The organism is Pseudomonas quercus (genome assembly GCF_012033695.1).
GTDB classification, from domain to species: domain Bacteria; phylum Pseudomonadota; class Gammaproteobacteria; order Pseudomonadales; family Pseudomonadaceae; genus Aquipseudomonas; species Aquipseudomonas quercus.
The window spans coordinates 56,497-82,171 of record NZ_JAAVJI010000016.1 but is presented as its reverse complement, the minus strand read 5'-3'; the positions used below and the strand labels follow the sequence as shown (position 1 = coordinate 82,171).

The following is a 25,675-nucleotide window of genomic DNA, read 5'->3' as shown; positions in this document are numbered from 1 at the left end:
CGATCAGGCGCTTGGGAAAACTTGCTTGAACGGTTTTACCGTCACGTCTGCATACACGCCTGCCACGCTGTAGGGATCGGCTTCGGCCCACTCCCGCGCAGCGATCAGTGAGTCGAAGTCGGCCACCACCAGGCTCCCGCTGAAGCCGGCGCCGCCAGGGTCGATGCTGTCGATGGCCGGGTGAGGGCCCGCCAGTACAAGGCGACCTTGGTTCTGCAAGGCTTGCAGACGCTCCAGGTGCGCCGGGCGTGCAGCCAGGCGTTTGTCCAGTGACCCTTCTACATCGGTGGCAATGATTGCGTAGAGCATGTCAGTCCTTGGTCTTGGGAGTAGGGGCTTGGTCATGGAGGTGGCGCGACAGGTAGATGCCTTGGCCCACCAGGAACAACAGGGTCATGCCCAGGCTGCCAAATACTTTGAAGTCGACCCAGAACCGTTCGTAGGTAAAGGCCACAAACAGGTTGGCCGCGCCGCACACCACGAAGAAAATGATCCAGGCCACATTCAGGCGTTTCCACACCGGCTCCGGCAAGGTAAGCGCGTGGCCCATGATGCGTTGAACCAGCACACGGTCCCCGATGAAGTGGCTAGCCAGGAACGCCAGGGCAAACAGCCAGTTCACTACGGGCGCTTTCCATTTGAGAACGGTTTCGCTGTGGAAGGCCAGGGTCATGCCGCCAAACACCAGGCACCCTAGCAGGGTGAGCCATTGGCCTTTTTCCAGCCGCCGCTGGCGAAGGAAGAGAATGCCATACACCAGCAGCGAACTGCCGATCAGCACCGCGGTCGCACTGAAGATACCCCCAAAGGCAATGCTGTGCCCGGCGATGTCCAGGGTGCGGGGGTCGGTTTTGTAGACCACGAAGAACAGCAGCAGCGGAATAAAGTCGATCAGTTGTTTCACAATGGCAGCCAGGCGCAGGATGTGGCGGCATAATAGCAAACCTTCCTGAACTCGAAAGTGCCGCCCATGAATGTTGACCTGCACTGTCACAGCACGGCCTCCGACGGCGCCCTGGCCCCGGCCAGTGTGATTGCCCGGGCCCATGCGCAGGGCGTGAAGCTGATTGCGCTCACTGACCACGACACCCTGGATGGCTTGAGCGAAGCCCATGCAGCCGCCACCGACCTGGGTATGCAGTGGGTCAGCGGCGTTGAAATGTCCTGCACGTGGGGTGGGGCCACCATTCACGTGCTGGGGTACGGGTTTGAACGGGATGCGCCTGAGCTATCTGAAGCCCTGGAAGCGTTGCACACCGGGCGCTGGCTACGGGCCGAGGAAATCGACCGCCGGCTGGCGGCCAAGGGCATGCCCGGTGCGCTGGAGGGGGCACGTGCGCTTCAGGCGGCGTTGGGCGACAGCCGCAACGCCCCCGCGCGCCCCCACTTTGCCGATTACCTCGTCCAGAAAGGGTGGGTGCCAGACAGGCAGGCGGCGTTCAAGCGTTGGCTGGGCGCGGGCAAGATCGGTGACGTGAAGCAGCATTGGCCCACCCTCGAAGACACCGTTCGCACGCTGCGCCGTGCAGGCGCCTGGGTAAGCCTTGCTCACCCGATGCACTATGATTTCAATCGAAGCAAGCGTCGGCGCCTGATCACCGACTATCAGCAGGCAGGGGGGCATGCCTTGGAAGTGGTCAATGGTCAGCAGGCGGACGAACAAACAGGAACCCTCGCCATCCTGGCTCGGGAATTCAAGCTGCTGGCCAGTGCGGGCAGCGATTTCCACGGGCCCGGCAATTGGGGAGAAATCGGCAGCTACCGCGCGCTTCCGCAAGACCTGCCGTTACTGTGGGAGCGTTTTGGCAATGAGCGCGCAGGCCTATGATCAGGATTATCACGTGAGCCAGTTCTTTCAGATTCACCCGCAAACACCCCAGGCACGGCTGATCAAGCAGGCCGTGGATATCATTCGCGCAGGCGGTGTGGTGGTGTACCCCACGGACTCGTCCTACGCAGTAGGCTGCCGCATCGGTGAAAAATCGGCCATCGAGCGTGTTCGGCGCTTGCGCCAGCTGGATGATCGCCACAATTTCACGCTGCTGTGCAGCGACCTGTCGCAGCTGGGCCTGTTCGCCAAAGTGGACACCGCCGCTTTCCGGTTGCTGAAGGCCCATACGCCCGGCCCGTACACGTTTATCCTCAGTGCTACCCGTGAAGTGCCGCGGCTGCTGCTGCACCCCAAGCGCCGTACCATTGGCCTACGGGTGCCCCAGCATCCCATTGCCCAAGCACTATTGGAGGCGCTGGGCGAGCCGTTGATGAGCGTGAGCCTGATTCTGCCCGGTGACACAGAACCCATGAGCGACATCGACGAGATGCGTGAAAGGCTCAAGCACCAGGTGGACCTGATCATTGACGGCGGCCCTGGCGGCGGTGCGGCCTCTACCGTGGTGGACCTTTCCAGCAATGACCCACAGGTGGTGCGGGTGGGGTGTGGCGACCCCACGCCTTTCGAGGCGGGCGCATGACGTCAGCCGCCGAGGCGGTAGCGGCCACGGACACGCCACAGCCGGCCAGGGTATATGGCGCAGCGTTCACCGACCTGCCCCAGGACCTCTACATCCCGCCGGATGCGCTGGAAGTCTTCCTTGAAGCCTTCGAGGGGCCCTTTGACCTGCTGCTGTACCTGATTCGCAAGCAGAACATCGACGTGCTGGACATACCGGTGGCCGATATCACCCGGCAATACATGGCCTATGTGGAGCTGATGAAAACCATTCGGCTGGAGCTGGCGGCCGAGTACCTGGTGATGGCGGCCATGCTGGCGGAGATCAAGTCCCGCATGCTGTTGCCTCGGTCGGCAGACGTCGAGGAAGAGGAGGGCGACCCCCGAGCCGAGCTGATTCGCCGTTTGCAGGAATACGAACGTTTCAAGGCTGCGGCCGAGGGTATCGAAGCACTGCCTCGGGTGGGCCGGGAGATTCAGGTGCCACAACTGGACGCGCCCCAGGCCAAGGCCAGGCGCCTGTTACCGGACGTTGCCTTGGAGGAAGTGCTGCTGGCCATGGCCGAGGTGATGCGGCGCAACGACATGTTCGAAAGCCACCAGGTAAGCCGTGAGGCGCTGTCTACCCGCGAGCGTATGAGTGAGGTCCTGGAAAAGCTCAAGGGGGGTGCCTTTGTGCCCTTTATCGACCTGTTCGCGGCGCACGAGGGCAAGCTGGGTGTGGTGGTGACGTTCATGGCCATTCTCGAACTTGTGAAGGAATCTTTGATCGAGCTGGTGCAAAATGAGGCCTTTGCTGCCATCCATGTACGGGTGCGAGCAGACTGAACGTACCTACCTGGGCCCCCGATGAACCTGAATGAACCTCGCGAGCTGGCGTCTCTGCTCGAAGCCTTTTTACTCGCCTCCGGTAAACCCCAGGGCCTGGACAGGCTCTACGAGCTGTTTGAAGAGGGCGAGCGCCCAGGCCCTTCGGTGTTTCGCAAAGCGCTGGACCTGCTGCGCAAATCCTGTGACAACCGGGCTTTCGAACTGGTGGAAGTGGCCTCCGGCTACCGCCTGCAGATCCGTGAGCGGTATGCGCCCTGGGTGGGGCGGTTGTGGGAAGAGCGCCCCCAGCGGTACTCGCGTGCCATGCTGGAGACCCTGGCGCTTATCGCCTATCGCCAACCCATCACCCGTGGCGAGATCGAAGACGTACGAGGCGTGGCGGTTAACAGCAACATCGTCAAGACCCTGCTGGAGCGAGAGTGGATTCGCGTGGTAGGGCACCGGGAAGTGCCCGGTCGGCCCGCCATGTTTGCCACCACCAAGGCATTCCTGGACCATTTCAATTTGAAAAACCTCGACGAGCTGCCACCGCTGGCTGACTTGCGCGAGCTTGAACCTGCCCCCTTGATGGACGACGAAGACGCGCCCGTGCCGGCGCACCTCCAGGCACTGGCCGACGCCAGTGGGGGCGTGGTGGAAGATGAAGAGGCTGCGCCTGCCGAAGAAACCAGCTTCCGCAGCCTGTTGCTGGAACTGGATGACATGGAGGCGGGCTTGAAGACAGACTTCGATGACCTGCGCTTACCTGAGCCACTGCCGGATACCGAACCCGGTTCGGCACCAGATACGGGGCCAGTGCCAGGCCTTGAACCACCAGGCACGGAGGCTGACGAAGCGGCGCCTGAGGCCGACGGCAACGTCAACAGCGAGAGGCCTCGCTAAGGCACTGGTCTGAAACTTTGTAACCTCAGCTACGCCGCAGCGTCATTTGGGCGTATCATGCGCGCCCTTTTCGGCGAAAGCCGCCGTGTCGTCTACCCACCGGGAGGTGCCAACCATGAATGAACACGTTATCGACGCCGCTGATGCGCCGTTGCCCCCAGCCGGGGAAAAACTCCAGAAAGTACTGGCCCGCATTGGCGTAGGCTCGCGCCGCGACGTGGAAGCCTGGATCGGCGAAGGCCGCATCAAGGTCAACGGCAAGGTGGCCACCTTGGGCCTGCGGGTAGACCTGCACGATGCCATCACCGTTGACGGCAAGTTGATCAAGCGCGAAGAAGCGGCCGAAACCGTGCGCCGCGTGATCATCTACAACAAGCCCGATGGTGAAATCTGCACCCGCGACGACCCGGAAGGCCGCCCCACCGTATTCGATCGCCTGCCGCGCCCACGTGAAGGCCGCTGGATCAACATCGGCCGGCTGGACATCAACACCACGGGCCTGCTGATGTTTACCACCGACGGTGAGCTGGCCAACCGCCTGATGCACCCGTCGTATGAGATGGACCGCGAATACGCCGTGCGCGTGCGTGGTGAAGTGGACGACGACATGATCGCCCGCTTGAAGGAAGGCGTGGTGCTCGAAGACGGCCCGGCCAAATTCACCGATATCCAGGAGGCGCCGGGCGGTGAAGGTTTCAACCACTGGTACCACTGCGTGGTGATGGAGGGCCGCAACCGCGAAGTGCGCCGGTTGTGGGAGTCCCAAGGGCTGGTGGTCAGCCGCTTGAAGCGCGTGCGCTTTGGCCCGGTGTTCCTGAATTCGGACCTGCCCATGGGCCGCTGGCGTGAGCTGGGCCAGCACGAAGTGGACATCCTGGCCGCTGAAGTAGGGCTGGCGTCGGTGGCCATGCCGGTGCAAACCGCCAAGGCCAAGGACAAGCTGGAACGTATGCAACGCAAGTCGGCGCGCCCGCTGGGCCGTAACGAGCGTGTACGCCAGGTGCGCCCTGCAGCGGACGCCGATGAGCGCGCACCCCGTGCGGCACGTGAAGAACAGCGCCCACGGCCAGCACCTGCGCGGGGTTCGGTAGTGGCCGAGCGCCCCAGCGAAGTGCGTGGCAACGGCCGTCGCCCATCGGAAGGCAAGCCTTCCGCTGCACCCGGCGGCAAGCCAAGCAGTCGTCAGTCCGGCAAGCCTTCTGGTAAGCCCGCTGGCGCTCCGAAAGGTCCGGCCAAGCGTTGAACCCCCGCTGCCCGGCCTTGGCCGGGCAGTGTGTTTCAGCCTGCCGGTAGTGAAATGGCACCCCGCTATTCGTGATCGGCGCAGGGTGCGTAATCGTTTTCAAGGTAACCGCTTTTGACCGCTTCCCACCCTCGCGACACAGGCGCTTTCCAGCGCGGCCTGAAAAACCGTCACATCCAGCTTATCGCTTTGGGCGGCGCCATCGGCACCGGTCTGTTCCTGGGCTCTGCCGGTGTGCTCAAGTCTGCCGGCCCGTCCATGATCCTGGGTTATGCCCTGTGTGGGTTCATTGCCTTTCTCATCATGCGCCAGTTGGGGGAAATGATCGTCGAGGAACCGGTGGCCGGCTCCTTCAGCCACTTCGCCCACCGCTACTGGGGCGGGTTTGCCGGCTTTCTCTCGGGGTGGAACTGCTGGTTGCTGTATACGCTGGTGGGCATGTCCGAACTCACGGCAGTGGGCAAGTACATCCAGTACTGGTGGCCAGAGATCCCTACCTGGGTCTCGGCGGCAGGCTTCTTTGCCCTGGTCACGATAGTAAACCTGACCAACGTACGGGTGTTCGGGGAGGCTGAATTCTGCTTTGCCATCATCAAGGTTGTGGCAGTGGTGGGCATGATAGGCCTGGGCACCTGGTTGCTGGTCTCCGGCCACGGGGGCCCTCAGGCGAGCGTCACGAACCTCTGGGCACACGGCGGGTTTTTCCCCAATGGCCTGCACGGGCTGGTGATGGCATTGGCCCTGATCATGTTTTCGTTCGGCGGGCTGGAAATGCTCGGCTTCACGGCGGCTGAGGCCGACAAACCCCGTGAGGTCATCCCCAAGGCGATCAATCAGGTGATCTGGCGCATCCTGATCTTTTATGTGGGCGCCCTGGTTGTGCTGTTGTCCCTTATTCCCTGGGACAGCCTGCTGGCTACCCTGGGGGCAGGCGGGGACGGCTACAGCGCCAGCCCATTCGTTCAGGTATTTGCCTTGCTAGGCAGTGACACCGCCGCCCATGTGCTCAATTTTGTGGTGCTGACGGCAGCCGTATCGGTCTACAACAGCGGGGCCTACTGCAATGGGCGCATGCTGGTGGGCATGGCAGAGCAGGGCGATGCGCCTGCTGCCCTGGCCCGCCTGGACCGTCGCGGCGTGCCGGTAGTGGCGGTGCTGGCCTCGGCAGTGGTGACAGCCATTACCGTGCTGCTTAATTACCTGATGCCTCACGATGCACTGGAGGTGCTGATGGCCTTGGTGGTGGCCACTCTGGTGATCAACTGGGCCATGATCAGCTGGTCGCACCTGCGCTTCCGCCAGCACTTGAACCGTATTGGCCAGGCACCGCTGTTCAAGGCTGTGTGGTATCCGACGGGCAACTACCTGTGCCTGGCCTTTGTGGTATTGATCCTGGGTGTGATGTGGGCCATGGGGATGCACGTGCCCGTGTTGATGATACCGGTGTGGGTCGCGCTATCGCTGGTGTTGTACCGGCTGAAATCGGCCCGTGCCGGTACGCGTCCGGCCAGCTAGGCTCTTTCCATTCATGGCTTCTACGGCACCGCTCATGTCTTCTACGCCGCACCCCCTGGCAATCACGCTGCAAGTGGTTTCCATCGTACTGTTCACGTTCATCGGTTACCTGAACATTGGCATTCCACTGGCTGTTCTGCCCGGGTTCGTGCATACCGACCTGGGCTACGGCGCGGTGCTGGCCGGGTTGGTGATTAGCGTTCAGTACCTGGCCACCTTGCTCAGCCGGCCCTATGCCAGCCGCCTCATCGACAACCGAGGCAGCAAGAAAGCCGTGATCATCGGCTTGGGTGGCTGTGGGCTCAGTGGTGTGTTCATGCTGCTGGCGGCCTGGTTCCAGGCCATGCCGGGGTTGAGCCTGGCATGCCTGTTCATCGGCCGGGTCGTGCTGGGCTCGGCCGAAAGCCTGGTGGGCTCCGGTTCCATTGGCTGGGGTATTGGGCGCGTGGGCTCGGCCCATACTGCCAAGGTCATTTCCTGGAATGGCATTGCCAGCTATGGTGCGCTGGCCATCGGTGCGCCCGGCGGGGTATGGCTGGTGGGGCAGTTGGGGCTGTGGAGCATGGGGGTTGCCGTGATGCTGCTGTCAGCGTTGGGCATCGCCCTGGCCTGGCGCAAAGTCCCGGCCCCTATCGTGAGCGGCGAACGCCTGCCCTTTATCCATGTGCTGGGGCGGGTATTGCCCCACGGTTGTGGCCTGGCCTTGGGCGGTATCGGCTTTGGCACCATCGCGACCTTCATCACCCTGTATTTCGCGACTCAGCACTGGGGGGATGCCGCGCTGTGCCTGTCCATCTTCGGCAGCTGCTTCATTTTTGCCCGCCTGCTGTTCGGCGGCATGATCAACCGCCTGGGTGGCTTTCGTGTGGCCATCGCATGCCTTGGGGTAGAAACCCTGGGGTTGCTGCTGCTTTGGGTGGCCCCCAGCATGGAATGGGCCATGGCGGGTGCAGCCCTGAGCGGCTTCGGGTTCTCCCTGGTGTTCCCAGCACTGGGCGTAGAGGCCGTGAACCTGGTGCCCGCAGCCAGCCGTGGTGCGGCGGTAGGTGCCTACTCGCTGTTCATCGACTTGTCGCTGGGCCTTACTGGCCCGATCGCAGGTGCAGTGGCGTCCGGCTTCGGGTTTGCGTCGATCTTCCTCATGGCAGCCCTGGCGGCGGCGGCCGGCCTGTTGCTCAGCCTGCGGCTGTACAAGCAGGCCCTGAATGCCCCTCGACATGCGGATGAGCCGTTATAGGGGTTTACGGTACAAGGCTGTGTTTCAGTCCGTACACCCGTTGCCCATCACCTCGTACTCCATCACATGCCGCTGGCCCTGGCTGTCGTCGTAGGTCATGCGCACCGGTACTGCCTGGCACACGTTAGGCACCGGGTCCACGCTTACCACATGGGCGACGTCCAGGGTGGTGGCGTAAGTGTAGTGTTCAACCACGGGTTCTTCCGAGTCCGCCTTGGCAAAGGCCGGCAACGCTGTGCCTAAGGCAAAGGTTGCGATGCAGGCGGACAAGGTGAACGTGAAGCGAGTCATTTCGGCTTACCTTTTTTACGGTCGAGCGTGCCCGCGCGACCGTTTTCCGGATCGCGGGCGTCTCGTCAGGGAGGGGTGAAAGCAGACCTTCGTGGGGGCTGTTCAGCAGGTTTGCCATTGCTGGCGGGGTGCATTCTAGGCGCGCGCCAAGCGGTGATAACAGGCAGGCTTTGAAGAAACAGTATTATCCAAATACGTAACAATAAAGCCGCAACGCTGCTGTCCGAACCTTTTACTACCATTGTCGAATGGCTGTAGGGCAGCGCTTTGGCGTACAACCCCCCTAACAAGAACAACGATTGCCCTGAGGAACGTAAAGATGAGTGCGGCTTCCCTGTACCCCGTTCGCCCTGACGTGAAGGAAAATACCCTCACCGACGAGGCAACCTACAAGGCCATGTACCAGCAATCCGTGGTTAACCCTGACGGCTTCTGGCGCGAGCAAGCCCAGCGTCTGGACTGGATCAAGCCGTTCGAAAAGGTCAAGCAAACCTCTTTTGATGACCACCGCGTTGACATCAAATGGTTCGCAGACGGCACCCTCAACGTGGCGTACAACTGCCTGGACCGCCACCTTGAAGCACGTGGCGACCAACCGGCGATCATCTGGGAGGGCGACGACCCTTCCGAAAGCCGGACGATTACTTACCGCGAACTGCATGAAGAAGTGTGCAAGTTTGCCAACGCCTTGCGTGGTCAGGATGTACACCGTGGGGATGTGGTCACCCTTTACATGCCGATGATTCCGGAGGCAGTGGTTGCCATGCTGGCCTGTGCCCGCATTGGTGCCATCCATTCGGTCGTGTTTGGCGGGTTCTCGCCTGAAGCTTTGGCTGGCCGCATTATCGACTGCAAGTCCAAGGTGGTGATCACCGCTGATGAAGGCTTGCGCGGCGGCAAGAAGACCTCCTTGAAAGCCAATGTGGACCGGGCGCTCACTAACCCGGAAACCAGCAGCGTGCAGAAGGTGATCGTGTGCAAGCGCACAGGCGGCGACATCGAGTGGAACCGCCACCGGGATATCTGGTACCACGCCCTGCTTGAAGTGGCCTCCAGTACCTGCGCGCCCAAGGAGATGGGGGCCGAAGAGGCGCTGTTCATCTTGTACACCTCTGGTTCTACTGGCAAACCCAAAGGCGTGCTGCATACCACGGCGGGTTATTTGCTGTATGCAGCGCTCACTCACGAACGGGTATTCGACTACCGCCCAGGCGAAATCTACTGGTGCACCGCTGACGTAGGCTGGGTCACTGGCCATAGCTACATCGTCTACGGCCCGCTCGCCAATGGCGCTACCACACTGCTGTTCGAAGGCGTGCCCAACTATCCCGACATCACACGCGTGTCCAAGGTTGTGGACAAGCACAAGGTGAACATTCTCTACACTGCACCCACCGCCATTCGCGCCATGATGGCCGAGGGTACCGCTGCCGTTGAAGGGGCCGACGGCTCTAGCCTGCGACTGCTGGGTTCCGTAGGGGAGCCCATCAACCCTGAAGCCTGGAACTGGTATTACAAGACCGTGGGGAAGGAACGTTGCCCGATCGTCGACACCTGGTGGCAAACCGAGACCGGTGGTGTGCTGATCAGCCCCCTTCCGGGCGCTATCGGCTTGAAACCAGGCTCAGCGACCAAGCCCTTCTTTGGCGTGATACCGGCGTTGGTAGACAACCTGGGCAACCTGATCGAAGGCGCTGCCGAAGGCAACCTGGTGATTCTGGATTCCTGGCCGGGCCAGGCACGTTCGCTCTACGGCGACCACGACCGCTTTGTGGACACCTACTTCAAGACGTTCCGTGGCATGTACTTCACCGGCGACGGTGCTCGGCGTGACGAGGATGGCTACTACTGGATCACCGGGCGCGTAGATGACGTGCTGAACGTCAGTGGCCATCGCATGGGCACTGCAGAAATCGAAAGTGCCATGGTAGCCCATCCCAAGGTCGCCGAAGCCGCCGTGGTAGGGGTGCCCCATGACATCAAAGGGCAGGGTATCTACGTGTATGTGACGCTCAACCATGGTGAGCAACCCAGCGAGGCCCTGCGCCAGGAGTTGAAAAACTGGGTGCGCAAGGAAATCGGCCCGATCGCCTCTCCAGACGTGATTCAGTGGGCGCCAGGTTTGCCGAAAACACGCTCAGGGAAGATCATGCGGCGCATTCTGCGCAAGATTGCCACGGCCGAATACGGCGCGCTGGGTGATATTTCCACGCTAGCAGACCCGGGCGTAGTGCAGCACTTGATCGATACCCATCGGGAAATGTCTGCCGCTTAGGTACGGTTGGCCGCTGCCGTTTATCCAGCCCCGCTACGGCGGGGCTTTTGCTGTATGGCCTCTGCACAGGTGTTACTGGATAATGTCCCCTATGAAACCGTAGGAAACACTTCTGTATGGCTAGGGAAAGCCGAAGGCAACGGCTAAACGAAACGACTGCTCTGCTGCAGGTGTTTCGATTCCCAGGCAGGAAACTTGCAACAGGTTCTTATTTTTGTACAATGCCGCTCAGCATCTCAGGTGCCTGCTGTCAATAGGGCACGCCGGCATGCTTGGCTCTTCTGTAACATGTTGTCGCATTGCAGAAATTTCCCGCCTTCGCTCACCGCTAGAATGCCCCCCTCTCGCTTCCCTTTTGGAAGCGTAATTGGTTCATGGCAACGCGCCTGCCCCGCTGTCGCGCTTCGCCCCTGATGGAGTAGTCCCATGAAGAAGCTTGCCCTGATGGGTGCCCTGGCGCTGTCTGTGCTGTCGTTCACAGCCGTTGCCGACGAGAAGCCAATGAAGATAGGCATCGAGGCCGCTTACCCGCCGTTCGCGTCCAAGGCGCCGGACGGCAGTATCGTGGGCTTCGACTACGACATCGGTAACGCCTTGTGTGCTGAAATGAAGGTCAAGTGCGTGTGGGTGGAGCAGGAGTTCGACGGTCTGATCCCGGCGCTGAAGGTACGCAAGATCGACGCCATCCTGTCGTCCATGTCTATCACGGAAGACCGCAAGAAATCCGTCGACTTCACCAACAAGTACTACAACACCCCGGCCCGCCTGGTAATGAAGGAAGGCTTTGCACTGGACGATTCCCTGAGCACGCTCAAGGGCAAGAACATCGGCGTGCAGCGCGGCTCTATCCATGAACGCTTCGCCCGTGAAGTGCTGGCGTCCAAGGGTGTGGAAGTCAAACCCTACGGCTCCCAGAACGAGATCTACCTGGACCTGGCAGCCGGTCGCCTGGACGGCACCCTGGCCGACGCGACGCTGCTGCAGGACGGCTTCCTGAAAACCGATTCGGGCAAGGGCTTTGCTTTCGCAGGCCCGGCCTTTACCGACGTCAACTACTTTGGTGACGGTGTGGGTATTGCCGTGCGCAAAGGCGACAAGGCCGACCTGGACAAGCTCAATGCAGCCATCGCGGCCATTCGCGCCAATGGCGAATACAAGAAAATCCAGGACAAGTACTTCGATTTCGATATCTACGGCCAGTAATACCGCCGTGTCCTTGGAAAGGGGCCGCGCGCGGCCCCGTTTCGTTTCTATCCGCCCGAGCCTCTGCGCTCACAGTGAAGGCTTGCGAGCATGTTGAACGGCTACGGCGACGTCATCCTCGAAGGGGTTGGCCTCACCCTGCAACTGGCCCTCTCGTCCATGGCCCTGGCCATCGTGCTCGGCCTGTTGGGTGCTGCGTTCCGCCTGTCGCCCATCCGGCCGCTGGCCTGGCTGGGCGAATTATATTCCACGGTCATCCGAGGCATTCCGGACCTGGTACTGATCCTGCTCATCTTCTACGGTGGCCAGGACGTGATCAATCGGGTGGCGCCATTGCTCGGCTATGACGATTACATCGACCTCAACCCGCTGCTGACCGGTGTGTTTACCCTGGGCTTCATCTTCGGGGCTTACCTGTCCGAAACCTTCCGCGGTGCCTTCATGGGCATTCCCAAGGGGCAGATGGAAGCGGGGCTGGCCTATGGCATGAGCAGTGTGCAGATTTTCTTCCGGGTGCTGGTGCCCCAGATGATTCGCCTGGCCATTCCAGGGTTTACCAACAACTGGCTGGTGCTCACCAAGGCTACGGCCCTTATTTCAGTGGTGGGCTTGCAGGACATGATGTTCAAGGCCAAGCAGGCGGCAGACGCCACCCGTCAGCCCTTTACCTTTTACCTGGCCGTGGCCGTGCTTTACCTGATCATCACCAGCGTGTCGCTGCTGCTGCTCAAGTGGCTGGAACGTCGTTATTCCGTAGGCGTGAGGGCGGTAGAACTATGATCTTCGACTACACGGTGATCCAGGCCAACCTTCCCCTGTACCTGAGCGGCCTGCTGGAAACCCTCAAGCTGCTGGGGATTTCGTTGCTGCTAGGCTTGCTGGCCGCGCTGCCGCTGGCGCTGATGCGTGTGTCCGGCCGGCGTTGGGTCAGCGGGCTGGCATGGCTCTACACCTACGTGATCCGCGGCACCCCCATGCTGGTACAGCTGTTCCTGATCTACTACGGGCTGGCACAGTTCGCGGCCGTACGCGAAAGCGTCCTGTGGCCGATGCTGTCCAACGCGACCTTCTGCGCCTGCCTGGCCTTTGCGATCAACACCAGCGCCTATACCGCTGAAATCATTGCTGGCAGCCTGAGGTCAACGCCCCACGGCGAGATCGAAGCGGCGCGGGCCATGGGCATGTCCAGGTCGCTGATGTACCGGCGCATTCTGTTGCCGTCGGCCCTGCGCCGAGCGCTGCCCCAGTACAGCAACGAAGTGATCATGATGCTGCAAACCACCAGCCTGGCGTCCATCGTTACCCTGATGGACCTCACCGGCGCGGCGCGCACCGTCAATGCCCAGTACTACCTGCCCTTCGAAGCCTATATCACGGCTGGGGCCATCTATTTGTGCATCACCCTGGTGTTCGTACGCCTGTTCAAGCTGGCCGAGCGCCGCTGGCTGGCTTACCTGTCGCCACGCAAAGGCTGATTGCGATCCCGGGCGGCCCTGCCGCCGCCCGGCCTTATTCCAGAGAAACCACCATGAACAAACTCGAAGTACAGGACCTGCACAAGCGCTATGGCAGCCATGAAGTGCTCAAGGGTGTTAGCCTGGCGGCCCAGGCTGGCGATGTGATCAGCATCATCGGCTCCAGTGGTTCGGGCAAGAGTACCTTCCTGCGTTGCATCAACTTGCTGGAGCAACCGTGGTCTGGCCGCATCCTGCTCAACAACGAAGCCTTGACCCTGGTGCCCAACAAGGGTGGTGGTCTCAAGGCCGGCGACCCCAAGCAGCTTCAACGCCTGCGCTCGCGCTTGGCCATGGTGTTCCAGCACTTCAACCTGTGGTCCCACATGACAGCCTTGCAGAACGTGATGGAAGCCCCTGTGCATGTACTGGGCATGGACAAGAAAGAGGCGCAGGCCAAGGCTGAACACTACCTGGCCAAGGTGGGCGTGAACCATCGCAAGGACGCCTACCCAGGGCATATGTCCGGTGGCGAGCAGCAGCGTGTGGCGATTGCCCGCGCGCTGGCCATGGAGCCGGAGGTCATGCTTTTCGACGAGCCTACGTCTGCGCTGGACCCGGAGCTGGTGGGTGACGTGTTGAAGGTGATGCAGTCCCTGGCCCAGGAAGGCCGGACCATGGTAGTCGTGACTCACGAAATGGGTTTTGCCCGAGAAGTGTCCAACCAGGTGGTGTTCCTGCATCAGGGGCGAGTGGAAGAGCAGGGTAACCCCCGTGAAGTGCTCGCCAACCCCCAGTCTGAGCGGCTGCGCCAGTTCCTGTCAGGTAGCCTCAAATAAGCCGCCCAGTTGTGCCTGCCCCAGCGGGGCAGGCGACGTCCCCTTCAAACACGAGTGCTCACATGACCGCCCAGCGAATCGGTTTTCTCATATGGCCCGGCACCAAGGCGCTGACCCTGGCCCTGGCCGAGGAAGCCCTGGTTGTCGCGCGCAAGGTACACCCCGATGTGCTGTACGAGCGAGTCTTCCTGCTGGTGGAGGTGCCGGGTACCGCGCCGGGTACCGCGCCGGCCACCTCACCGGGTGACTGGCAACTTCCAGGAGAGCCATGGGCCGGTCGCCTGGAGGGCTGTGACAAACTGTTCCTGGTCGCCGATGAACCCCCAGCCAACCCGCCGCCTGCCTTGGCCAGCGCCATCAAGCAGCTGGTGCGCAGCGGGTGCGTGGTGGGTGGTTTGTCCGCAGGCATCTATCCGCTGGCGCACTTGGGCCTGCTCGATGGCTACCGCGCCTCGGTGCACTGGCGCTGGCAGGATGACTTCAGTGAACGCTACCCCAAGGTGATCGCTACCAGCCACTTGTTCGATTGTGACCGCGACCGGTTGACCGCCTGCGGTGGGCTGGCCGTGCTGGACCTGATGCTGGCATTGCTGGCGCGGGATCATGGCGCAGAACTGGCCGGGGCTGTATCCGAAGAGCTGGTGGTGGAGCGGATTCGTGAAGGGGGCGAGCGCCAGCGTATTCCGCTGCAGAACCGCCTGGGTTCCAGCCACCCCAAGCTCACCCAGGCGGTGTTGTTGATGGAAGCCAACATCGAGGAGCCGCTAACCACCGATGAGATCGCCCAGCACGTGTGCGTATCCCGCCGCCAGCTGGAACGTATCTTCAAGCAGTACCTCAATCGCGTGCCTAGCCAGTATTACCTGGAGCTTCGCTTGAACAAGGCGCGGCAGATGCTGATGCAGACCAGCAAGTCGATCATTCAGATCGGGCTGTCGTGCGGGTTTTCCTCGGGGCCTCACTTCTCCAGTGCCTACCGCAACTTCTTTGGCGCTACGCCACGCGAAGACCGTAACCAGCGGCGCACGGGCAGCCCTTTCGAGCTAGCACCCGTCTCGGCAGAGCGGGGTTAAGCCATACGCTGCGTGCTATGGGGCCGGTCGCAGCCGACGGCGGAGGCCGGGAACCTAGCGGTATCTGCACCGCCTCAGACCCTATCCAAGGCAACCAGCAGGATGAGGCGCTACTTAGCGCCAACCCTTCCTCCAACCCCTCCGGCCCTTTAGACTGCGCCTTTGTGACGCTATATGTCGCATTGCTGAAAACCCCTCGATTAAGGGGTATGCAGCTGTAACAAGTTGTCGCATGGCGACAAGGCCAGGCCTCGGCCACTCCTTACAATCCCCCAACGCTGGCCACTCTCGGCCTGCTTCGCTTCAGGAGACACTGATGTCCGCTGATCACGCTCAGGTGCAACGCACCGATTTCGACCAGGTAATGGTCCCTAACTATGCGCCGGCCGGGTTCATTCCTGTGCGCGGGGCAGGGTCGCGTGTCTGGGACCAGGCAGGCCGAGAGCTGATCGATTTTTCAGGCGGCATCGCCGTGAACGTGCTGGGCCATGCGCACCCGGCGCTGGTCGGTGCACTTACCGAGCAGGCTGCCAAGCTGTGGCATGTCTCCAACGTATTCACCAACGAGCCAGCACTGCGCCTGGCTACCAAGTTGGTAGCCGCGACCTTCGCCGACCGTGTGTTCTTCTGCAATTCCGGCGCCGAAGCCAATGAAGCTTGTTTTAAGCTGGCGCGCCGAGTGGCCCATGATCGGTTCGGCCCTGAAAAGTACGAGATCATCGCTGCCGTCAACAGCTTCCATGGCCGCACCTTGTTCACCGTTAGCGTAGGTGGCCAGCCCAAGTATTCTGACGGCTTCGGGCCCAAGATCGAAGGCATTACCCACGTGCCCTACAACGACCTGGAAGCACTGAAGGCTGCCATTTCGGACAAGACCTGCGCGGTGGTGCTGGAGCCTATCCAGGGCGAAGGTGGTGTATTGCCGGCCGACCAAGCCTACCTGGAAGGCGCCCGCGCCCTGTGCGACCAGCACAATGCTCTGCTGGTGTTCGACGAAGTGCAGAGCGGCATGGGCCGGAGCGGGAAACTGTTCGCCTATATGCAATACGGTGTGACGCCCGACGTACTGTCCAGTGCCAAGAGCTTGGGTGGCGGTTTCCCCATCGGCGCCATGCTGACCACCCACGAGCTGGCCAAGCACTTGAGCGTTGGCGTGCACGGCACCACGTACGGGGGCAACCCGCTGGCCTGTGCCGTGGCCGAGGCCGTGGTGGACGTGATCAATACGCCGCAGGTGCTTGAAGGCGTGCAAGTGCGCCACGAGCGCTTTGCCACGCGGCTGCGCGCCCTGGGCGAGCAGTACGGGGTGTTCAGCGAGGTGCGGGGCATGGGCCTGCTGATTGGCTGCGTGCTGAGCGAGCCTTGGAAGGGCAAGGCAAAGGACTTCTTCAACGCCGCCGAGCGCCAGAACCTCATGATTCTTCAGGCTGGCCCGGATGTGGTGCGTTTCGCCCCAAGCCTGGTAGTGGCGCTGGAGGACATTGACGAGGGCCTGGATCGCTTCGAGCGCGCTGTCGCTGAATTGTGCAAGGCCTGATCCCTCGGCGTTGACTGGCGAGGCCACGGGCATCGCCTTATTTATTCTATTCAAGGAGTGGCACCATGCTCGTGATGCGCCCTGCGCAAATGGCCGACCTGGACGAGGTACAACGGCTTGCCGCGGACAGCCCGATCGGTGTCACTTCGCTGCCAGATGACCTGGAGCGCCTGCGCGACAAGATTGTGACGTCTGAGGCCTCCTTTGCCGCCGAGGTCAGCTTCAACGGCGAAGAAAGCTATTTCTTCGTACTGGAAGACACCGCCCGAGGCTGCCTGGTAGGGTGCTCTGCGATCGTAGCGTCCGCTGGGTATTCGGAGCCGTTTTACAGCTTCCGCAACGAAACCTTTGTGCATGCGTCCCGCGAGCTGAAGATACACAACAAGATCCATGTGCTCAGCCAGTGCCACGACCTGACCGGTAACAGCCTGCTCACCAGCTTCTATGTGGTCCCCGAACTGGTGGCTACCCCTTGGGCAGAGCTCAACTCCAGGGCGCGGCTATTGTTCATGGCCAACCACCCGGAGCGGTTTGCCGAGTCTGTGGTCACGGAAATCGTAGGCTACAGCGACGAGCACGGAGACTCACCGTTCTGGGATGCCATTGGCCGTAATTTCTTCGATATCAACTACGCCGCCGCTGAACGTTTGTGCGGGCTCAAAAGCCGCACGTTCCTGGCTGAACTGATGCCCCATTACCCCATTTACGTGCCTCTGCTGCCAGACACTGCCCAAGAGGCCATGGGGCAGGTGCACCCTCGGGCACAGATCACCTTCGACATCCTGATGCGCGAGGGTTTCGAGACCGAGCACTACATCGACATTTTCGACGGGGGCCCCACCCTGCATGCCCGGGTGTCGAACATCAGGTCCATTGCCAGCAGCCGTATGGTGCCCGTGCGCATCGATGAAGCCGCTTCGGGCGGGCGCCCGTACCTGATTGCCAACGGCCAGTTGCAGGATTATCGCGCCGCCTTGCTGGAGCTGGACTGGGCACCTGGCAAGCCGGTGAGCCTGCCGCAGGCCGTGGCTGATCGCCTGGGGGTGGGCGAGGGGGCAAGCGTGCGAGTGGTCGCCGTTTAGAGCACGTGTTGGCCCGGCAGGTAAAGCCGGGTACAGGATTGCGGAACGCGGCGCCATAAGGCGGCCGCCCGAGGAGATAGCATGATCGTTCGTCCCGTACGCAGCAGCGACCTGAGCGCGCTGATCGACCTGGCACGCGGCACGGGCCCTGGCCTGACCACACTGCCGGCCAATGAGGAACGCCTGGCCCAGCGTGTCGCCTGGGCGGAAAAAACATTCCGTGGCGAGGCGGAACGGGGTGATACCGATTACCTGTTCGTGCTCGAAACCGACGACGGCACGGTGGTCGGCACCTCGGCCATTGCGGGCGCCGTAGGCCAGCGCGAGCCTTGGTACAACTACCGGGTGGGCCTGACCGTCAGTGCTTCAAAAGAGCTGAATATCTACCGTGAAGTGCCCACCCTGTTTCTGGCCAACGACCTGACCGGCAATTCCGAACTGTGCTCGCTGTTCCTGCGCGACGACATGCGTACCGGCCTGCATGGGCGCCTGCTGGCCAAGGCACGCCTGCTGTTCATGGCGGAGTTCACAGGGCTGTTCGGCGCCAAAGTGATCGCGGAGCTGCGGGGCATTTCGGACGCGGCCGGTAAGTCGCCGTTCTGGGAAAGCCTGGGGCGGTACTTCTTCAAGATGGAGTTCAGCCAGGCGGACTACCTCACCGGGGTCGGTAACCGGGCGTTCATCGCCGAACTGATGCCCAAGTTTCCGTTGTACAGCTGCTTTCTGTCTGAAGCGGCCAGGGAAGTGATCGGCAAGGTTCATCCCGATACCGAACCGGCGCTGGCCATGCTGCGAGGCGAAGGCTTCAACTATCAGGGTTACGTGGATATTTTCGACGCGGGCCCGGCCGTAGAGTGCGAAGTCACGAAAATCCGTGCCGTCCAGGACAGCAAGGCATTGGTATTGGCCGTGGGCACGCCAGGCGATGACGCCCCGGTCTATCTCATTCACAACCGTGAGCTTGAGCACTGTCGCATTACCGCTGCGCCAGCGCGGCTGGCTGCGGGCACCCTGGTGGTCGATCCGCTCACCGCACGCCGGCTGCGCCTGCACGCGGGCGATCAAGTGCGCGCTGTATCACTGTCACCTGCTACGGTCCCGGAGGCCCGCCCATGAGTACGTTGTTTATCGATGGGCAGTGGCTTAACGGCGAGGGTGACGCTTTCGAATCCTTGGACCCTGTAGGCCAGCGCGTGCTCTGGAAAGGTCAGGCGGCATCGGCCGGCCAAGTGAACCAGGCTGTGGCCGCGGCGCGCCGCGCGTTCCCGGCCTGGGCGCTGCTTTCGCTAGAGGCCCGTGTGCGCTACCTGCAGGCGTTCGCCGACCAGTTGCAAGCCTGCGCCACACAGTTGGCCCATTGCATCGGTGAAGAAACGGGCAAGCCACTCTGGGAGGCCACTACCGAAGTCACCAGCATGGTCAACAAGGTCGCTATCTCCGTTCAGGCCTACCAGGAGCGCACGGGTGAAAAGCACGGTGTGCTAGGCGACGCCAATGCCGTATTGCGGCACAAGCCCCATGGTGTAGTTGCAGTGTTCGGCCCCTATAACTTCCCTGGCCACCTGCCCAATGGCCATATCGTGCCAGCCCTGCTGGCGGGCAACACGGTGGTGTTCAAGCCCAGCGAGCTTACGCCAGCCGTGGCCGCGCTGACGGTACAGTGCTGGGAGGCAGCCGGTTTGCCCGCGGGGGTACTCAACCTTGTCCAAGGCGCTCGCGACACCGGTGTGGCGTTGGCCAACGCCGATATCGATGGCGTGTTCTTCACGGGGTCCAGCCGCACGGGCAACCATTTGCACGCGCAATTCGCCGGCCGCCCCGAAAAAATCCTTGCGCTGGAAATGGGTGGTAACAATCCCTTGGTGATCGATCAGGTGGAAGACCTGGACGCCGCCGTCTACACCATCATTCAGTCCGCCTATATTTCTGCTGGCCAGCGCTGCACCTGTGCCCGTCGCTTGCTGGTGCCGGCGGGGCCATGGGGCGATCGCTTGCTGGCCCGGTTGGTGGAAGTGGCGGGCAGTATTGAGGTGGGTGCCTTCGATGCCCAGCCGGCGCCTTTCATGGGCGCCGTGGTATCGCTGGCGGCTGCCCAGGCCTTGATGGCTGCGCAAGCCACGTTGCTGAGCCAAGGCGCCACGGCCTTGTTACCCATGACCCAACCGGATACGGGTGCAGCATTGCTGACGCCTGGCCTGCTGGACGTGACTGCTGTAGCGGACCGGCCGGATGAGGAACTCTTCGGGCCCTTGCTGCAAGTGGTCCGCTACCAAGGCTTTGAAGAGGCCATTGCGCACGCTAACAACACCCGCTATGGCCTGGCAGCAGGCCTGTTGTCCGATTCTGCCGAGCGCTACCAGCAGTTCTGGCTGCACAGCCGCGCCGGGATCGTGAACTGGAACAAGCAGCTGACCGGTGCTGCCAGCAGTGCGCCTTTTGGCGGCGTGGGTGCGTCTGGTAACCACCGTGCCAGCGCTTACTATGCGGCGGACTACTGCGCGTTCCCGGTTGCCTCCCTTGAGGCAGAGCGCGTTAGCCTGCCATCGTCCCTGACCCCAGGCATCACCCTGTAACGCCATGAGCCATGTGTTGGAGCCAAGCCAAATGAATGCGTTTGAAGTCAATTTTGACGGGCTGGTGGGGCCTACCCACAACTATGGCGGCTTGTCTTACGGCAACGTTGCTTCCCAGAGCAACAGCCAGGTGCAATCCAACCCGCGGGAAGCGGCGCGCCAGGGCCTGGCCAAGATGAAAGCCTTGAGCGACATGGGGTTTGTTCAAGGGGTGCTGGCGCCCCAGGAGCGGCCGGATGTCGCAGGGCTGCGCCGCCTAGGGTTCAGCGGAAGCGATGCGGACGTGATCGCTGCGGCAGCCCACCAGGCTATGCCGCTTCTGGCGGCCAGCTGCTCGGCGTCCAGCATGTGGGTAGCCAATGCTGCCACCGTAAGCCCCAGCGCGGACACTGCCGATGGCCGAGTACACTTCACCGCCGCCAATCTCAACTGCAAATACCACCGCAGTATCGAGCACCCCACCACCAGCCGAGTGCTGGCGGCCATGTTTGCCAACCCGCAGCACTTCGCCCACCACGCCGCCTTGCCGGCGGTGGCGCAGTTCGGTGATGAGGGTGCGGCGAACCATACGCGCTTCTGCCAGGGCTATGGCAAGCCAGGTGTGGAGTTCTTCGTTTACGGCCGCGCGGCGTTCGATAACCGGCGCCCTGCACCACAGCGGTACCCGGCCCGGCAAACCCTGGAAGCATCCCAGGCTGTGGCACGCCTGCATGGCTTGAGCGAAGAAGGCACAGTGTACGCGCAGCAGAACCCGGCGGTGATTGACCAAGGCGTATTTCATAACGATGTGATCGCTGTAGGCAATGGTGAGGTCCTGTTCCACCATCAGGATGCGTTTCTCGACAGCGATCAGGTGATGGTGGAGCTGGAAGCCAAGCTGGCCGGCTGCGGCGGCCGGTTCCAGGCAATCATGGTGCCCCGTGACCAAGTGGCCGTCGAAGATGCAGTGCGCTCGTACCTGTTCAACAGCCAGTTGCTCACCCGGGCTGATGGGCGGATGCTGCTGATCGTGCCTGAGGAGTGTCGCGCCAACCCCCGTGTGTGGCAGTACCTGGAGGCGTTGCTCGCCAGCGACGCAGCCATTGCCGAGGTGAAGGTGTTCGACCTCAAGCAAAGCATGCAGAACGGGGGTGGGCCAGCCTGCCTGCGCCTGCGCGTGGCCCTCAGCGAACAGGAGCTGGGCGCGGTGAACCAAGGCGTGATCATGACAAACAGCTTGTATGAGCAGCTGACGGGGTGGGTGGATCGCCACTACCGGGATCGCCTGAGCGAAGCCGACCTGGCCGATCCTCAATTGCTGGTAGAGTGCCGTACAGCACTGGACGAACTGACCCGGCTGCTGCAGCTCGGCTCGGTTTACCCGTTCCAACTTAACTAACAGGAAAGCCTAACCATGTCAGATGCCCTCCAGCTGATTCTCGAAGACAACGACGGCACCCAATTGGAAACCTCCTGCACCCGCTTGGCCGTCATGTGGCAAGGCAAGGAACTGTGGATTCAGATCGGGGGCAACGATCAGTTGCTCATTGGCGTGGATGTGGAAGACGGTGCCACTGAGTACGCCAACCTGCTGCTGCGCCCCATGGCCACCAACCTGGTGAGCCTGCAGTTGGAAATGGAGCCGGCGGAGCAGGGCGAGGAGGGCGACGACGACGGCCATGTCCATGGCCCGGACTGCAGCCACCACTGACCCCTGCGAGGGAGCCTGCCTATGCTGTCGCTTGGCAAATTGCTGGAACTGACCCTGGCTGACCGGGAGCCGACACAGAAAACCCAGATGACGGTCAGCGGTACCTGCTTGCGCTGGCTGGGCCCTGGGGCGCTAGAGGTGCGCCCGGCCGCGGACCTTGACAGTGGCCTTGACCTGTTGCTGTCGGCGGGCATCCATGGCAACGAAACCGCACCCATGGAGTTGTTGGACGAACTGATTCACGCCATTGCCCGGGACCAGCTCAAGCCCTGTGCTCGGGTACTGTTTCTGTTCGGCAACCCCGAGGCCATTCGCCGAGGTGAGCGCTATCTCGAACAGGACATCAACCGCCTGTTCAATGGCCGTCATGAACGGTCCATCGGTTTCGAGGCCCTGCGCGCTTGCGAACTGGAGCGGCTGGCAGCGGGCTTTTTCAACAAGGAAGGGCGCCGCCGCCTGCACTACGATCTACACACGGCCATCCGTGGCTCGCGTATCGAACAGTTTGCGCTCTACCCGTGGCACGAAAACCGTAAGCACTCCCGTGACGAGCTGGTTACGCTTCGTGAGGCAGGCATGCAGGCTGTGCTGCTACAGCGCAAACGGGGCATCACCTTCAGCGCCTACACCTACGAAACCTTGGGTGCAGAGGCCTTCACCCTGGAGTTGGGCAAAGCGCGGCCATTCGGGCAGAACGCGAGTGTGAACCTCTCACGCCTGGACGCCTGCCTGCGTGGGCTGATCGAAGGGCGCAAGCCGGGCAGCGAAGGGGAAAGCCTGGAGGGGCTGGCACTGTTCACGGTTTCCCGGGAAGTGATCAAGCACAGCGACGGCTTCAGCTTGAACCTGCCCGCGGATGTGGAGAATTTTTCGGAACTGCCCGAGGGGTACGTGCTAGCCGAAGATCAAGGCGCCCGTTTTGTGATTGAAGAGCAGGGCGCGCGTATCATTTTCCCCAACCCCAAGGTGCAGAACGGCTTGCGGGCCGGGCTTGTGATTGTGCCGTGCGCGGACGCTCCAAGCCTGTAGGTGCTTGGGAGCCGGCGCGCACACCTGTGGGAGTTCGCGCAGCGGACGAACATGGCTGGCCGCTACACCGCAACAGCCTGTTCCCGGCCTCCGCCTTCGGCTGCGGCCAGTCCCACAACAGGCAACGCGCAGTACTTCTGTAGGAGTTCGCGCAGCGGACGAACCCGGATGGCCACACGGCGGCGGCCTGCTCCACAGCAAGCAACGCGCAGTACTTCTGTAGGAGTTCGCGCAGCGGACGAACCTGGATGGCCACACGGCGGCGGCCTGCTCCACAGCAAGCAACGCGCGGTACTTCTGTAGGAGTTCGCGCAGCGGACGAACCCGGATGGCCACACGGCGGCGGCCTGTTCCACAGCAAGCAACGCGCGGTACTTCTGTGGGAGTTCGCGCAGCGGACGAACCTGGATGGCCACACGGCGGCGGCCTGTTCCACAGCAAGCAACGTGCGGTACTTCTGTGGGAGTTCGCGCAGCGGACGAACCCGGATAGCCACACTGCTGCGGCCAGTCCGACAGCAACTAAGACTGGCCTCGCCCCTTACTCCCCAACCATGCCGCGCAGGTCGCGTAGCTTGGTCAGGGTATCCACACATGCTCGGGCAGCTTCCTGGCCTTTCACATGGAAGTGGCGGAAGAAGTAGTCATGGTGTTCCTTGCCTTCGTGGAAATGATGGGGCGTGAGCACGACCGAAAACACAGGTACTTCCGTGTCCAGTTGAACGCGCATCAGGCCGTCGATGACCGCCGGTGCAACGAAGTCGTGACGGTAGATCCCGCCATCCACCACAAGGCCAGCGCCCACGATGCCGCCGTAGCGGCCAGACTTGGCCAGCAGTTTTGCATGCAACGGAATTTCATAGGCCCCGGCGACTTCGAAGACATCTACCTGGCTGGCATCGACACCCAGCGCGGCCAAGCCTTCGAGAAAGCCCAGGCGGCTCTGGTCAACGATATCCTTGTGCCAACTGGCCTGGATGAAGGCGATACGGGAAAAAGCTGTGGATTGCACGAAGTGACTCTCCTGTTCATGGTAATAAACAGGGCACGCGAGCGAAGGGACAGGCAGCCGCAAGGGCCGCCGGCAAACATCCCGTTCTCTCCTCATCCGGACTATGACCGTCGGCCCCGGAATCACACCGGGTCTGCTGACCTCGTATACACGAGCGCTCGCGGGCTAGGCTTAACAAGCATAAGGAGCGTCGAGTGGCGCCACCTACCTTCACCGTCAAGCCATTACCGCCGGTGGGGAATTGCACCCCGCCCTGAGAACGTTGCCGCGTAAGGCGGCGCGGCATTTTTAACACGCTTGAATGTAGCAGGGGAATCCTTAGTGCCACCCGTGCTAGATTTTTTCGAAAGGTGCCTATAACCCTGGGTGCAATCACGAGGAGAGGCTGATGAGCCTGATCGACCTGCGCAGCGACACCGTTACCCGCCCCACCGCTGGAATGCTTCAGGCTATGGTCCGTGCCGAGACAGGCGATGATGTGTACGGCGAAGACCCCACAGTGGCCCATTTGCAGGCCCGGTTGGCCGAGGAGCTGGGATTCGAGGCCGGGCTGTTCGTGCCTAGTGGCACCATGAGTAACTTGCTGGGGTTGATGGCTCACTGCGAGCGGGGCGATGAATACATCGTTGGGCAACAGGCCCATACCTATAAGTACGAAGGCGGCGGGGCTGCCGTGCTAGGCTCCATTCAGCCGCAGCCTTTGGAGAACCAGGCCGACGGGTCGCTGGACCTGGCCCAAGTAGCCGCTGCAATCAAGCCGGATGATTTCCATTTTGCTCGTACCCGCCTGCTGGCCCTGGAAAACACCATGCAGGGAAAGGTGCTGTCCCTCGACTACTTGGCCCAGGCCAGCGCCTTCTGCACTGACCACAACCTTGGCCATCATCTGGACGGCGCGCGCCTGTTCAATGCAGCGGTAAAGCTGGGTGTTCCAGCAGGCGCCATCAGCCGCCATTTCGACTCCGTATCCGTGTGCCTGTCCAAAGGGCTGGGTGCGCCGGTAGGCTCAGTGCTGTGCGGCGGCCGTGAGTTCATTGCCCGGGCAAACCGGCTGCGCAAAATGGTAGGCGGTGGCATGCGCCAGGCGGGCCTCCTGGCAGCGGCCGGCCTGTATGCATTGGACCATCACGTGGCGCGCCTGGCAGACGATCACGCCCATGCTCAACGCCTGGCCGAGGGCCTGGTTGAGCTAGGCTATACCGTGGAACCCGTACACACGAACATGGTGTACGTGGACATGGGTTCGCGGGCAGCGCTGTTGCGTGACGCCGCCGCAGCCCAAGGCGTGCGCCTGACGGCCAGCGCCCGGCTCAGGCTGGTGACGCACCTGGACGTGGACGCCAGCCACATAGACAAGGTGATCGGTGTATTTGCCACCTTCGCCCAGCAAAACCCTTGGGAATCGTCCAATTGATGGACTCAATCGTACAAACACACTGTACCCTGGGCGCTGGCCCGATA

General features: G+C 62.0%; 25 protein-coding genes and 1 riboswitch. Of the genes, 21 read left to right on the top strand and 4 right to left on the bottom strand.

From position 1 onward, the window contains the following. Nucleotides 1-3 precede the first annotated feature (3 nt). Both HBH25_RS20310 and HBH25_RS20305 read right to left on the bottom strand, forming a co-directional pair. Complete coding sequence (locus HBH25_RS20310; protein WP_168085753.1) at nt 4-309, bottom strand: YciI family protein; 306 nt, start codon at nt 307-309, stop codon at nt 4-6. Nucleotide 310: 1 nt separating this feature from the next. Continuing rightward, on the bottom strand, nt 311-904 hold the full coding sequence (locus HBH25_RS20305; protein ID WP_168085781.1) for a septation protein A: 594 nt from the start codon (nt 902-904) through the stop codon (nt 311-313). Nucleotides 905-970: 66 nt separating this feature from the next. On the opposite strand from HBH25_RS20305, the gene HBH25_RS20300 reads away from it, so the two are divergent. The 7 genes from HBH25_RS20300 (at nt 971) to HBH25_RS20270 (ending at nt 8,157) form a co-directional block, all read left to right on the top strand. Beyond that, on the top strand, nt 971-1,828 hold the full coding sequence (locus tag HBH25_RS20300; protein WP_168085752.1) for a PHP domain-containing protein: 858 nt from the start codon (nt 971-973) through the stop codon (nt 1,826-1,828). A gap of 13 nt (nt 1,829-1,841) precedes the next feature. Continuing rightward, the gene (locus HBH25_RS20295; RefSeq protein WP_168085751.1) at nt 1,842-2,471 is read left to right on the top strand and encodes an L-threonylcarbamoyladenylate synthase; all 630 of its coding nucleotides are present in this window, start codon (nt 1,842-1,844) and stop codon (nt 2,469-2,471) included. Between the two features lie 107 nt (nt 2,472-2,578). Further along, entirely contained in the window at nt 2,579-3,277 is a 699-nt protein-coding gene (locus tag HBH25_RS20290) for a segregation and condensation protein A (RefSeq protein ID WP_168085780.1), read from the top strand. A gap of 21 nt (nt 3,278-3,298) precedes the next feature. Beyond that, nucleotides 3,299-4,162 (top strand): SMC-Scp complex subunit ScpB, encoded by an 864-nt coding sequence (gene scpB, locus HBH25_RS20285; RefSeq protein ID WP_168085750.1) that lies wholly within the window; start codon nt 3,299-3,301, stop codon nt 4,160-4,162. Nucleotides 4,163-4,277: 115 nt separating this feature from the next. Further along, entirely contained in the window at nt 4,278-5,405 is a 1,128-nt protein-coding gene (gene rluB / locus HBH25_RS20280; RefSeq protein ID WP_168085749.1) for a 23S rRNA pseudouridine(2605) synthase RluB, read from the top strand. A gap of 114 nt (nt 5,406-5,519) precedes the next feature. After that, complete coding sequence (locus HBH25_RS20275) at nt 5,520-6,920, top strand: amino acid permease (protein WP_168085748.1); 1,401 nt, start codon at nt 5,520-5,522, stop codon at nt 6,918-6,920. Nucleotides 6,921-6,954: 34 nt separating this feature from the next. Then, a complete protein-coding gene (locus HBH25_RS20270; protein ID WP_168085747.1) occupies nt 6,955-8,157 on the top strand; it encodes an MFS transporter in 1,203 nt (400 codons plus the stop codon). Between the two features lie 24 nt (nt 8,158-8,181). Here HBH25_RS20270 and HBH25_RS20265 read toward each other — a convergent pair whose 3' ends face one another. Next, nucleotides 8,182-8,448: a DUF2790 domain-containing protein gene (locus tag HBH25_RS20265; protein WP_168085746.1), complete on the bottom strand. Its 267-nt coding sequence runs from the start codon at nt 8,446-8,448 to the stop codon at nt 8,182-8,184. Between the two features lie 319 nt (nt 8,449-8,767). Here HBH25_RS20265 and acs point away from each other — a divergent pair, with 319 nt between their 5' ends. From acs to astE, 13 genes are all read left to right on the top strand, one after another. Further along, the gene (gene acs / locus HBH25_RS20260; protein ID WP_168085745.1) at nt 8,768-10,723 is read left to right on the top strand and encodes an acetate--CoA ligase; all 1,956 of its coding nucleotides are present in this window, start codon (nt 8,768-8,770) and stop codon (nt 10,721-10,723) included. Nucleotides 10,724-11,149: 426 nt separating this feature from the next. Beyond that, nucleotides 11,150-11,926 (top strand): ABC transporter substrate-binding protein, encoded by a 777-nt coding sequence (locus tag HBH25_RS20255; RefSeq protein ID WP_168085744.1) that lies wholly within the window; start codon nt 11,150-11,152, stop codon nt 11,924-11,926. A gap of 90 nt (nt 11,927-12,016) precedes the next feature. Next, on the top strand, nt 12,017-12,706 hold the full coding sequence (locus HBH25_RS20250; protein ID WP_168085743.1) for an ABC transporter permease: 690 nt from the start codon (nt 12,017-12,019) through the stop codon (nt 12,704-12,706). After that, the gene (locus tag HBH25_RS20245) at nt 12,703-13,401 is read left to right on the top strand and encodes an ABC transporter permease (RefSeq protein ID WP_168085742.1); all 699 of its coding nucleotides are present in this window, start codon (nt 12,703-12,705) and stop codon (nt 13,399-13,401) included. The genes HBH25_RS20250 and HBH25_RS20245 overlap by 4 nt, the downstream gene beginning before the upstream one ends. Nucleotides 13,402-13,454: 53 nt before the next feature. Then, entirely contained in the window at nt 13,455-14,219 is a 765-nt protein-coding gene (locus HBH25_RS20240; protein WP_168085741.1) for an ABC transporter ATP-binding protein, read from the top strand. Nucleotides 14,220-14,281: 62 nt separating this feature from the next. After that, complete coding sequence (locus HBH25_RS20235; protein ID WP_168085740.1) at nt 14,282-15,292, top strand: GlxA family transcriptional regulator; 1,011 nt, start codon at nt 14,282-14,284, stop codon at nt 15,290-15,292. 316 nt (nt 15,293-15,608) lie between these two features. Beyond that, a complete protein-coding gene (locus HBH25_RS20230) occupies nt 15,609-16,829 on the top strand; it encodes an aspartate aminotransferase family protein (protein WP_168085739.1) in 1,221 nt (406 codons plus the stop codon). Nucleotides 16,830-16,894: 65 nt separating this feature from the next. Next, complete coding sequence (aruF, locus tag HBH25_RS20225; protein ID WP_168085738.1) at nt 16,895-17,911, top strand: arginine/ornithine succinyltransferase subunit alpha; 1,017 nt, start codon at nt 16,895-16,897, stop codon at nt 17,909-17,911. Between the two features lie 81 nt (nt 17,912-17,992). After that, on the top strand, nt 17,993-19,027 hold the full coding sequence (astA, locus tag HBH25_RS20220; RefSeq protein ID WP_168085737.1) for an arginine N-succinyltransferase: 1,035 nt from the start codon (nt 17,993-17,995) through the stop codon (nt 19,025-19,027). Then, nucleotides 19,024-20,484, top strand: a complete 1,461-nt coding sequence (gene astD, locus HBH25_RS20215) for a succinylglutamate-semialdehyde dehydrogenase (protein ID WP_168085736.1) — start codon at nt 19,024-19,026, stop codon at nt 20,482-20,484. Before astA ends, astD begins: the two co-directional genes overlap by 4 nt. Before the next feature lie 31 nt (nt 20,485-20,515). Continuing rightward, complete coding sequence (astB, locus tag HBH25_RS20210; RefSeq protein ID WP_168085735.1) at nt 20,516-21,862, top strand: N-succinylarginine dihydrolase; 1,347 nt, start codon at nt 20,516-20,518, stop codon at nt 21,860-21,862. Nucleotides 21,863-21,877: 15 nt separating this feature from the next. Continuing rightward, nucleotides 21,878-22,174: a topoisomerase II gene (locus tag HBH25_RS20205; protein WP_168085734.1), complete on the top strand. Its 297-nt coding sequence runs from the start codon at nt 21,878-21,880 to the stop codon at nt 22,172-22,174. A gap of 21 nt (nt 22,175-22,195) precedes the next feature. Beyond that, nucleotides 22,196-23,203, top strand: coding sequence for a succinylglutamate desuccinylase (astE, locus tag HBH25_RS20200; protein ID WP_168085733.1), 1,008 nt, complete (start codon nt 22,196-22,198; stop codon nt 23,201-23,203). A 540-nt stretch (nt 23,204-23,743) separates the two neighbouring features. Here the strand turns inward: astE and HBH25_RS20195 are convergent. After that, nucleotides 23,744-24,214 (bottom strand): 6,7-dimethyl-8-ribityllumazine synthase, encoded by a 471-nt coding sequence (locus tag HBH25_RS20195; RefSeq protein ID WP_420708521.1) that lies wholly within the window; start codon nt 24,212-24,214, stop codon nt 23,744-23,746. 79 nt (nt 24,215-24,293) lie between these two features. Continuing rightward, a riboswitch (FMN riboswitch) is annotated at nt 24,294-24,479 on the bottom strand. 123 nt (nt 24,480-24,602) lie between these two features. Here HBH25_RS20195 and ltaE point away from each other — a divergent pair. After that, nucleotides 24,603-25,628: a low-specificity L-threonine aldolase gene (ltaE, locus tag HBH25_RS20190; RefSeq protein ID WP_168085731.1), complete on the top strand. Its 1,026-nt coding sequence runs from the start codon at nt 24,603-24,605 to the stop codon at nt 25,626-25,628. Nucleotides 25,629-25,675: the final 47 nt, after the last annotated feature.